The organism is Candidatus Zixiibacteriota bacterium (genome assembly GCA_014728145.1).
In the GTDB taxonomy this organism is placed as follows: Bacteria; Zixibacteria; MSB-5A5; order JAABVY01; family JAABVY01; genus WJMC01.
Genome location: WJMC01000235.1, coordinates 1 through 10,399, shown reverse-complemented (window position 1 = coordinate 10,399; position 10,399 = coordinate 1). Strand labels below are relative to the sequence as shown.

Below are 10,399 nucleotides of genomic sequence, written 5' to 3'. Positions count from 1 at the left end.
GTAATTGGCTTCGAGTTCGAGCACATCGGCCTGAAGCAATATATTTTCCAGGAGTTCGTCTACTCCCATACCGGTCTTGGCCGAAATCTCGACCATCACGGTCGAACCGCCCCAGCCTTCAGGTGTCAGGCGATGCTGGGACAAAGCCTGCTTGACATTGTCGGAATTGGCATCCGGCAAATCCATCTTGTTTATGGCCACTATAATCGGAACTCCGGCGGCACGGGCATGGTTGATCGCCTCGACAGTCTGCTGTTGAACCGAATCGTTGGCGGCCACGATCAATACCACGATATCTGTTATCTGGGCTCCACGGGCGCGCATCGCGGTGAAAGCGGCATGGCCCGGAGTATCCAGAAAAGTGATATCGCCGTTCGGAACCTTGACACGGTAGGCGCCAATATGCTGAGTGATCTTGCCCGATTCAGTATCGACTACATGCGTATGGCGGATATAATCCAGAAGCGAGGTCTTGCCATGATCGACGTGTCCCATAACAGTCACTACCGGCGGACGGCCTCTAAAATCAGCACCCTCTTCCTCGTCAACCTCTTCGGTATCCTCAATCAGCTCCTCGACTCCGACCTCCTCGATCTTCTTGATATTGAAACCATATTCGAGGGCCAGTGTCTCGATTGTGTCCATGTCGAGACGCTGGTTTATTGTAACCATCATACCCAGAGACATACACTTGGCGATTAGATCAGTAGGCTTTATTTCCATCTCGTTGGCAAGTTCCGCCACCGACATGAATTCATTTACCTGGATAGTGTTTTCTTCTTCCGACTCGACTTTGATTTCTTTTTGCGGACGACGTTTGTACTTCGTCTTGCGCGCTCCGGTATCCATCTTTGCCAGTGTCTTTTTGACATTGCTGGCAACTTCTTTTTTATCTATCACAGGTGCTTTTTTCTTCTTTTTCTTCTTGTCCCGGCGCCGTTTCTTTCGTTTTTCATCCTTGAACCTGGAATCTTCACGCGGTTTGTGTGGTGGTTTCTCCCTGGAGGGTTTTTGGGTTTTAGTTTTTTCGTCAACTTCGCGCTTACGGCGCTCCTTGCTCTTTTTCCGCTTGACCTCGATTTCCTTCTTGATCGACTTCTTTTCAGTGTCGAACTTCTTGGCAATCGCCTCGAGGATCTCTTCCGTGGCCGTACTCATGTGGCTTTTTACCTCAAAACCGAGCGCCCGGAGCATCTTCAACAGCGCTTCAGAGGTAATATTGTATTCCCTGGCTACCTGAAAAAGCCTCTTTTTCGCCACTGTACCTCCAGATACATGAATTATGATTTCGACTTAACTATTCGTTTTTGGGAAGATCTTCATCCGATTTTTCCGGTTCCAGCACCGGGGGGACTTCAGTCTCGACTTCGTCCTCATCCAGCTCTTCCTCATCCGGAATATAATCGGGATCTTCATCACCTATAAACTCATCAACCGCATCGGTCTCTTCTTCTGTTTCCTGTTCCGGTTCAGCCTCGGGACTGATTTCATCATCCAGGGTTTCATCATCGTCGCTAACACGGTCTTCTATCGGCTCTTCACTTTCTGTTTCTTCATCGACTTCTTCCACGTCGTATTCTTCTTCCGCTTCTGCGCCTTCATCCGCTGCCAGATCCTCTTCTTCCTGTTCCGCTTCCATCTCAAGACGGCGTTTTTCTTCGAACTCGGTAACCATCTGGCGCGCCGTTTCGATCAGCGCCGTGGCTTTCTTCTCGCCGATACCCTCGATCCGGGTCAATTCCTCGGATGTGATCCCGAGAAGATCCTGGGCATAAATATAGCCGGCATCCATGATACGGTTAATCATGACATCGCCGATACCCGGCAGATGAGAGATCGGGAGGTAGTTCTCAGCCTCGAAACGTTTCATGGCCGAGAACTCATTCTCGGAAACGATATTGATTTTCCAGCCCGCCAGCCTTGAGGCCAGCCTGGCGTTCTGTCCCTGCCGTCCGATCGCGAGTGAAAGCTTCTCATCTTCAACCACGACTGTCATATCCTGATCATCCGGATAGGTGTCGATCCTGACCACCTTGGCCGGAGCCAGAGCCCTTGTCACGAATATTTCCGGATCGGGATGCCACTGGATGATATCTATTCTTTCGTTTGACAGTTCACGAACAATCGACTGCACCCGCACACCCTTGACGCCGACACACGCGCCAACCGGATCGATACGGTCATCGGCCGAGCTGACGGCTATCTTGGCACGCTCACCCGGTTCACGGGCGATCGCCTTGATCTCGATGATGCGTTCGAAGATCTCCGGCACTTCCAGCTCAAACAGTCTTTGTAAGAATGATTCCTGCGTACGGGAGAGCACCACCTGGTGGCCTCGCTGGTTGCGCTGGACATCGTGTATGATCGCACGGATACGGTCACCCTGACGATATTTCTCACGGGATATCTGCTGAGATATCGGCATTATACCTTCGGTACGGCCGAGATTGATTATCAGGTTCCCCTTGTCGACCTGCTGGACCGAACCGGATACGAGCTCGCCTATCTTCTGGCTGTATTCCTCGTAAATTCTCTCGCGTTCAGCTTCGCGAACCTTTTGAATCATGAGCTGTTTTGCCAGGGCTATGGCGTTGCGTCCGAACTCCTCGAATCCGATATAAACATCGACCTCATCCCCCGGTTCAGCCTCCTCGTCAATTTCCTGGGCTTCTTTGAGCGAAATTTCCATGTCTTTATTGACAACTTTGCTGACTACCGTCATGACCTTGTAGACATTGATTTCGCCCGAGGACTGGTCGACTTTGGCGTAGATATTTTCATGATCGCCGAATTTCTTTTTGGCCGCCTGTACCAGAGCGCTCTCGAGGGTCTCGATGACATACTCGAGCTCGATATTTTTTTCACGCGCGATCTGGGACAATGATTCCATTATATCGTAATTCACTCGGCCGCTCCTTTAGAGAATGATTTTTCCCTGAACTATATTATCCAGGCTCTTTTCCACCTGGCCGCTATCGGTTTCAAGCTTAACAAGATTATCACCCGCAGTTATGATCTTCCCGACCAGTTGCTGTCTGTCGCCAACATCATCGGTATAATTGAGCCGGATAGTTTCGCCGACTTTAAGGCTGAAATCCTGCTCTGTAGTCAGGGGACGATCCAGTCCCGGCGAGGAAACTTCGAGCAGGTAACGCTTGTCGAAGACTTCCTCATTATCCAGCACAAGCTCCAGCCTGCGCGACAGTCGCGCGCAGTCATCGACTGTGATCCCGCCCGGCTTGTCAGCGAAGACCCGTAAAATCGTACTGCCCTTGTGACGCACCAACTGCATCTCGACAAAGACCAGGTTAGCATCCTGAACTTCCCCGCGGATCATTTCCTGTAATTTCTCTTCACTAATCAACATACCAATATATGTATAATCAAAAGAGTGGGAAGTTCCCACTCTAAACAGGTCATTATATAAGAATAATTACGCTTACGCAACAAAAATATTTCGTGTTCAAAGCTCGCTCAAGATATCCTCCGCCGTCCAGACAGCCTGGGTCTGGTCGACCAGTTTAACTTCGCTGTCACCGCGGGCCTTGAACTCGATTTTGCCCTCCTTGAGAGACTTGGCCCCGATAGTCATGCGAAGCGGAATACCGATCAAATCGGCATCATTGAGCTTTACCCCGGCGCGTTCCTTGCGGTCGTCCAGAAGCGCGCGAATATTTGTTTTCCGGCACTTGTCGTAGAGTTCGAGGGCCGCCTCACGCTGGGCCTTATCATCAAAATTGAGAGGCACAATAAGAACATCGAAAGGCGCAATTGCCCGGGGCCAGATGATCCCGTTATCATCGTTGAAACGCTCCACCGCGGCCTGGGCCGTACGGGTAACGCCGATACCATAGGATCCCATGATCATCACCTTTTCCTTGCCGTTTTCATCGAGGAACTTACAGTTCATCGAATCAGAATACTTGACCCCGAGGTTGAAGGTATTGCCGACCTCGATCCCCCGCTTGGCCGCCAGACGCCCTTTGCTGCATGAGGGGCAGATCTCACCGGCCACGGCATTCCTGATATCGACCACGGAATCGACATGGAAATCACGGCGTACATTGACGTTCACCATATGCTTATCAGCCTGGTTGGCGCCGACTACAAAATTCTTCATTTTCATCACTTCCGGGTCAGCCACGATCTTTACACCTTCCAAACCAACCGGCCCGGCAAATCCAACCGGGGCACCGGTCACCCGCTCTACTGTGGGAGCGTCAGCGATTTCTAGTTCGATACATTTCAGGTAGTTTTTCAACTTGACTTCATTGAGATCACGGTCACCGCGGATGAGGGCGGCCACGACCTGCTGATCGGCCTTATATAACAGGGTCTTGACCAATTGCTGGGGCTTTACACCCAGAAATCCGGTAACTTCCTCAACCGTACCTGCATTGGGAGTGTCGACTTCCTCATGTTCCTTCTCGTCATCATCGTAGTTGAATTCCTCAGCAATGGAAGTCGCTTTCTCGAGGTTGGAAGCGTAATCACAGTTCTCACACAAAAGCAGTGTATCCTCGCCTCCCTCGGTATCGACAATAACCATGAACTCATGAGCCATCCGCCCGCCCATTGCACCGGTATCCGACTGCACCATAACTGTTTCCAGGCCACAGCGCGTGAATATCTCGAAATAGGCGTCACACATTTTCTGGTAGCTGACTTTATGACCTTCTTCATCACGGTCGAATGAGTAGGCATCTTTCATAATGAACTCCCGACCTCTCATCAGGCCAAATCTGGGCCGGATTTCATCGCGGAATTTATTCTGAATCTGGTACAAAATGATCGGCAACTGGCGATAGGAACGAACATCTTTGCGCACAATGTCGGTGACCACTTCTTCATGCGTTCCACCCAGGATCAGGTCATGCTCGTGGCGGTCCTTCATGGTCATCAGCTCCTTGCCGAAGGATTCCCAGCGACCCGACTCTTTCCACAGTTCAGACGGCACCAAAACCGGCATCAGGATTTCGACCGCTCCCTGGCGGTTCATCTCTTCGCGCACTATACGTGATATATTATCGAGCACCATCTGCATCAAAGGCAGATAATTGTACACACCGGCGGCCACTTTGCGAATATAACCGGCGCGCACCAGTAATTTATGCGAAATCAGCTCGGCCTCGGCCGGATCCTCTCGCAACGTAGGTATGAATAACTGACTCCATCTCATTTTAAAAAAATCCCTGCTTTAAGTTGAATTAAAATATTGAAGTTATAAATCGGAATCATAAAGTCAAGATTAATCTGTTTGGCCAGAAGAGTTTATTGCCCAAAAAGAGAATTTTTGACATCGATCAAAAAAAGACCGACAAATAAATCCGCGATTTCATCTTCGCTCACATTTTTATCATCGCAAACCTATGCCGGGCATAATATTATAAAAATTTAAGGTGAAATCTGTTGACAACCTTGAAATTGCCGATATATTATTGCCAGATTAGCGGGCGGGAATAGCTCAGTTGGTAGAGCCTCACGTTGCCAACGTGATTGTCGCCGGTTCGAGTCCGGTTTCCCGCTCCATTTTATTGGGCGGCTTAGCCAAGTGGTAAGGCGGAGGTCTGCAAAACCTCTATTCTCCGGTTCGAATCCGGAAGCCGCCTCTTTTTTTGCCCCCTTTTAAGGAGTTTACAATGGATGATTCTGAAGAACTGGTATGTCTGCGAATTTTTGACGAACGCACCCAGGCTGAACTGGTTAAAGCGTATCTCGAAGCCCATGGAATCGATGTCATGCTCAGGGCTGATGATGCCGGCGGAATGCTTCCGACTATGACTGCCAATGTCGGACGGCCTTGTGTAATGGTAAGGGTTAAGGATGCTGCCGAGGCCAAAGAACTTTTGAAGCATGCAGATGATGAAAAGCTTCGCGGTGAGTAGTTGTTCTGATCTGCTTTAACACGAAGCAGTTCTCTTATTTGCCGGACAATTGACGATTAATCTTCTTTTTTAGCTTTGGGCGAACTGCGGGTGATCCCTATCACCAGCATGACAAAAAACATCATAAAAAAGATGAAAAACATCACCTTGGCAAATCCGGCCAACGGGGTCGAGACATCGGTAAAACCGATAAAGGCTGAAACCACCATAAGCAGAAAAATTACCACTGACCACGCGAACAATTCACTCACCTCCTGATGAGATTCTAAATACATAAACTACAACAATTAATAGGTCGGCTTGTTCAGTCTGACATAAATTATATTATATTGATCAATCTGTCCGCGATCAACATTGCCGGACACGACATGGCCGTGTCCGGCTTGCTCGTTCTATAAAAAATCCGGTGTGTGGACGTTTGTGGCCATTTCCTTATCCATTGCCCGTTTGTAGATTTCCAGATATTTGCGGGCGGAGGCTTCCCAGCTGAAATCAGCAGTCATGCCCCGTTTCTGGATCTGCGTCCAGAGGTTTTTATCTTTGTAGGTGATAATAGCGCGTTTTATCGCGTCAAGCATTTGCTCCGCATCATACGCTTCGAAGACGAAGCCATTACCCTCATGTGGATTCTCGTTGTAATCGAAAATAGTATCCGCCAGGCCTCCGGTTTTACGTACAATCGGCACGGTACCGTAGCGCAGGCTGTACATCTGGTTGAGACCGCAGGGTTCGTAGCGGGAAGGCATCAAAAACATATCCGAGCCGGCCTCGATCATGTGCGCGACCTTGTTGTCAAATTTCAGAAAAGCCTTAACCTTGCGCGGGTAGATCTCCTGCATCGCCTCGAACAGGCTGTGATAGTTTTCGTTTCCCGTCCCCAAAAGCACGAATTGGATATCCAGCGCGAAAAGCTGGTCGGTGACTTTATTTATGAGGTCGAAACCCTTCTGGTCGACCATGCGCGTGATCATCCCGATCAACGGCGTTCTCTCGCCCCGCTCCGGAAGTCCCGCCAGGTGCAAAAGCGCCTGCTTGTTTTTGTACTTATTGGATATATTGTTGATATTATAATCAAATGGTATCAGGTCATCGTTGTCCGGCGCCCAGATATCGTAATCGACACCGTTTAAAACACCATAGAGGTCATCGGAACGAAATGTCAGAATCCCCTCCATACCCAGGCCGGCCTCGTTACCGGACTGGATTTCCTCGGCATAGGTTTCCGACACAGCGGTGATCAAATTGGAGGTGGTTATACCTATTTTCAGAAAATTGACATGGTCCCAGTATTCAAACGGTGAACCGGGAGCGAAGAATTCATCACCCACTCCCAGCTTTGGAAAAGTTTCCGAACTGAAATGACCCTGGTAGCCTATGTTGTGGATCGTAAAGACCGTGCGTGAGTTTTTAAAGAAACTGTCATCACGGTAGAGCGTATGTAAATATCCTGCTGTCATGGTGGACTGCCAGTCATTGAGATGAATCACATCCGGGGCGAATCGAAGTGCCTTGCTGACTTCCAGCACGGCTCTCCCGAAAAAGATGTAGCGCTCATCGTTGTCGTAATAATCATTGCCGGTAGAAGGATCCAGGTAAATACCATCTCGGTCAAAGAAGTGCTCGTTTTCGACAAACCAGTACTCGACATCATCTGCACGCGGACCTGTGGTATACAGACCGACTTTATGATCCTGTCCGGCAATCGGCACGAAGATATCAGCCGGAAACAGGTCATGCGGTTTGATCCCGTACTTTTCAAGATTTACAGACTTGTAGAGAGGCAGGATGACCCTGACCTGATTGCCCAATCCGGCCAGCGCTTTCGGCAATGCTCCGGTAACATCGGCCAGACCGCCGGTTTTGACATAGGGCACACACTCCGGCGAAACGAATAAGATCTTCATATTATCCATCATACACCCTCTTAAACTTCGATTTCATTGAGATACCTGGCGGCCTCCTCGGGAGGAGTCGGATTGATATAAAAACCGGTTCCCCACTCGAAACCGGCCACACGGGTCAGTTTCGGAAAGATCTCCATATGCCAGTGGTAATGGAGCTTGTTGCCCTCCACCCAGGGACCGGTATGGATAATGAAATTAAACGGCGGATCGTTGAGAGCCGACCTCAGGCGCAAGAGCGTCTGTTTCAGTATCGATGCCAGCGAGATCAGTGTGTCCTCGTCGGACTCCTCGAATCTATGGATATGGTTGCGGGGCAAAATCCATGTCTCGAAGGGAAAGCGCGGAGCAAACGGTTCGATCGCGACCACATGCTCGTTCTGGCCCACCAGACGGGTATTGGTCAGAAGCTCCTGCCTGATTATATCACAGTAGATACAGCGTTCCTTGAAATCGAAATAGAGTTTTGAGCCTTTCATCTCCTCGGTCACTGCCTTGGGCACTATCGGAGTGGCTATCAACTGACTGTGAGTGTGTTCCAGGGAAGCGCCGGCCGCTTCGCCATGGTTTTTAAACACCAGGCAATACCGAAAACGGACGTCATTGCGCAAATCCTTCATGCGCAATATAAAAGCCCGTATGACTTCCTCGATCTGGCGGGAGTCCAAATCAGCCAGATCCTTCATATGGTCCGGTGATTCGATAATCACCTCGTGAGCGCCGACCCCGTTCATGCGGTCGAACATCCCCTCACCCTCGCGGTTGAGTTCACCTTCGATAATCAGGGCCGGATACTTGTTGGGTATCACCCGCAGTTTCCACCCGGGCTGATTGGGCTTACTGCCCTCCTCCCGCAAAGCATAGACCTCCGGTGGCGTCAGGTGCTCGTTACCATAACAAAAGGGGCAGGTTTTGTTGTCTTTCTGCTTGGGCTGAGTTGTAAAGTCCGAGGGACGTTTTCCACGTTCCGTTGATATGATTACCCATCGTCCAATAATGGGATCTTTGCGCAATTCTGGCATCCAACACTCCTGTAGCTCTGTTAAAAATGAATCCGGCCAGAGTTCCCTTCATAAATACTTATCGACATAATCGCGATTTTCCTGATTCTCTATTGCCTTAAGAATTACTCACTTATCTTCATTCTTCGAAATAAATTTACGGCGTTTGTCGGCGCTGGTGTCGTAGATTTCGTTAAAGAGATGCTTGTCATCGGCAGACAATTTCTGCTTGCGACGCGCCATCGAGACCTCGGCTGTGACCAGAGCCTTGTCGAGACGGTACTCGGCGTAGCCACCGTTACCTCCCCAGATAAAGGGCGGGATGTATTTCTCAGCCGTCAAACCGCCTCCAAATATATTCGAAGCGAAGCCTATGCTGATCCCGGTGTTCAATAACGTGCCGATTCCGGTCTTGACATGATCGCCGACAAACGACCCGACCTTCATCTGGCCACTGTCAATCTGGCCGTAGCCGAGATCGACCCGGATATTACCATAGTTATTCTTCAGGTCGGAGTTAGTCGTCAACGCACCCAGGTTGACCCACTGGCCAAGATAAGCGTGTCCGATGAAACCCTCGTGGTACTTGTTGGTGTATCCCAGAAAGATCGATTCCTCGACCTCTCCCCCGACCCGGCAGACCGGACCGAATGAACAGCCTTCGCGCACTTTTGCCCCCAGTAATTGAGTCTGATGACCGATGAAGGCGGGGCCTTCGATGCGTGTATGAGCGCTGATATACGCATCCTCGCCAACCACGATCGGGCCTCCGCGGGCATCCAGGACAGTCTGACCATCGATTTTCGCGGAAGGTGCAACAAGTACAGACTCCGGTTTATAGACCAGGATACCATGTTCGCTAAGATTATCCGGTGGCAGATGATCCTTCGATAAATGTTCTATGAACAGATGGAAGTCGGATTCGATTTCTTCCGGATTGCGAGCGATGAAATCCCAGATATAATCGTACCAGTCCACCTTCACTTCCTGTTTGGGTAACTGGCTGATCAGCGACTTGAGGTGACCGTAACCCCAGTAATTCATCCGGGCGATATTAGAAGCTTCCAGCGAATCTGCCAGAAGCACCATGGCGGCCAGGTTGCCGTTGTTTAAAAACAGACAACTGGTTTCGGTCTGATTCAGCAGTTTCCAGAGAATCGGCTCAGGCCTGACCCTGCCGTTGATGAAAACTATCTTGCGACAGTCCGAAAAATCAAAGCGATTGCATGTAATGCCGGTGTTTTCGCGAACTCTTTTAGCCAGTTCTCCACGACAATCGAAACTGAGAGCTGTCTCGCCGACCAACAGGCGCCATTTCTCCCAGAGCGGGAATAATCCCGACAACAACGTAAATACAGGTCGATTAACAGTCAGCGGGTAAAAGTTTTCGTAGTTGTCATCCTCGAACAGAAAAAGCTTTGTATCCATACAATCCACCAGTCCTTTAGTAGTTTATGATTATACGGATGCAGGCATCTAATCGCAAGCATATTCTGGCGGTAGTCAGGTTGACATCAGGCTGAAAACTCAGTCTTCAAAGAGATCGTCCCAGGCTTTTTTGCGATCTTCAGGAGTATCGAGAGGCTGTGATTCCTGCTTTTCCATATACGTC

9 protein-coding genes and 2 tRNA genes are annotated in these 10,399 nt (G+C 49.8%); 3 read left to right on the top strand and 8 right to left on the bottom strand.

Annotated elements, in window-relative coordinates; all coding sequences use genetic code 11:
- The 4 genes from GF404_13020 to GF404_13005 all read right to left on the bottom strand — a co-directional run.
- The coding region (locus GF404_13020; protein ID MBD3383100.1) for a GTP-binding protein at positions 1 to 1,260 on the bottom strand (1,260 nt) is incomplete at its 3' end.
- Between the two features lie 37 nt (positions 1,261 to 1,297).
- Entirely contained in the window at positions 1,298 to 2,905 is a 1,608-nt protein-coding gene (gene nusA, locus GF404_13015; protein ID MBD3383099.1) for a transcription termination factor NusA, read from the bottom strand.
- 12 nt (positions 2,906 to 2,917) lie between these two features.
- Positions 2,918 to 3,367, bottom strand: a complete 450-nt coding sequence (locus GF404_13010) for a ribosome maturation factor RimP (protein ID MBD3383098.1) — start codon at positions 3,365 to 3,367, stop codon at positions 2,918 to 2,920.
- A 96-nt stretch (positions 3,368 to 3,463) separates the two neighbouring features.
- On the bottom strand, positions 3,464 to 5,179 hold the full coding sequence (locus GF404_13005) for a proline--tRNA ligase (protein ID MBD3383097.1): 1,716 nt from the start codon (positions 5,177 to 5,179) through the stop codon (positions 3,464 to 3,466).
- 274 nt (positions 5,180 to 5,453) lie between these two features.
- On the opposite strand from GF404_13005, the gene GF404_13000 reads away from it, so the two are divergent.
- The 3 genes from GF404_13000 (at position 5,454) to GF404_12990 (ending at position 5,885) form a co-directional block, all read left to right on the top strand.
- Positions 5,454 to 5,529: transfer RNA gene (locus GF404_13000), tRNA-Gly, on the top strand.
- Positions 5,530 to 5,537: 8 nt separating this feature from the next.
- A tRNA-Cys gene (locus GF404_12995) sits at positions 5,538 to 5,609 on the top strand.
- Positions 5,610 to 5,639: 30 nt separating this feature from the next.
- Positions 5,640 to 5,885 carry a hypothetical protein gene (locus tag GF404_12990; GenBank protein MBD3383096.1) on the top strand — a complete coding sequence of 82 codons (246 nt, stop codon included), beginning with the start codon at positions 5,640 to 5,642 and terminating at the stop codon, positions 5,883 to 5,885.
- Between the two features lie 56 nt (positions 5,886 to 5,941).
- Here GF404_12990 and GF404_12985 read toward each other — a convergent pair whose 3' ends face one another.
- The 4 genes from GF404_12985 to GF404_12970 form a co-directional block, all read right to left on the bottom strand.
- The gene (locus tag GF404_12985; GenBank protein ID MBD3383095.1) at positions 5,942 to 6,127 is read right to left on the bottom strand and encodes a DUF1328 domain-containing protein; all 186 of its coding nucleotides are present in this window, start codon (positions 6,125 to 6,127) and stop codon (positions 5,942 to 5,944) included.
- A gap of 150 nt (positions 6,128 to 6,277) precedes the next feature.
- On the bottom strand, positions 6,278 to 7,801 hold the full coding sequence (gene glgA / locus GF404_12980) for a glycogen synthase GlgA (protein MBD3383094.1): 1,524 nt from the start codon (positions 7,799 to 7,801) through the stop codon (positions 6,278 to 6,280).
- 8 nt (positions 7,802 to 7,809) lie between these two features.
- Complete coding sequence (galT, locus tag GF404_12975; GenBank protein MBD3383093.1) at positions 7,810 to 8,808, bottom strand: galactose-1-phosphate uridylyltransferase; 999 nt, start codon at positions 8,806 to 8,808, stop codon at positions 7,810 to 7,812.
- Positions 8,809 to 8,916: 108 nt separating this feature from the next.
- On the bottom strand, positions 8,917 to 10,215 hold the full coding sequence (locus tag GF404_12970) for a hypothetical protein (GenBank protein ID MBD3383092.1): 1,299 nt from the start codon (positions 10,213 to 10,215) through the stop codon (positions 8,917 to 8,919).
- Between the last annotated feature and the right edge of the window lie 184 nt (positions 10,216 to 10,399).

Bases quoted from the DNA above. Each gene is read 5' to 3' on its own strand.
- GF404_12990 (MBD3383096.1), top strand. From the start codon at position 5,640: ATGGATGATTCTGAAGAACTGGTATGTCTGCGAATTTTTGACGAACGC.
- GF404_13005 (MBD3383097.1), bottom strand. From the start codon at position 5,179: ATGAGATGGAGTCAGTTATTCATACCTACGTTGCGAGAGGATCCGGCC.
- GF404_12970 (MBD3383092.1), bottom strand. From the start codon at position 10,215: ATGGATACAAAGCTTTTTCTGTTCGAGGATGACAACTACGAAAACTTT.
- galT (MBD3383093.1), bottom strand. From the start codon at position 8,808: ATGCCAGAATTGCGCAAAGATCCCATTATTGGACGATGGGTAATCATA.
- GF404_13010 (MBD3383098.1), bottom strand. From the start codon at position 3,367: ATGTTGATTAGTGAAGAGAAATTACAGGAAATGATCCGCGGGGAAGTT.
- glgA (MBD3383094.1), bottom strand. From the start codon at position 7,801: ATGATGGATAATATGAAGATCTTATTCGTTTCGCCGGAGTGTGTGCCC.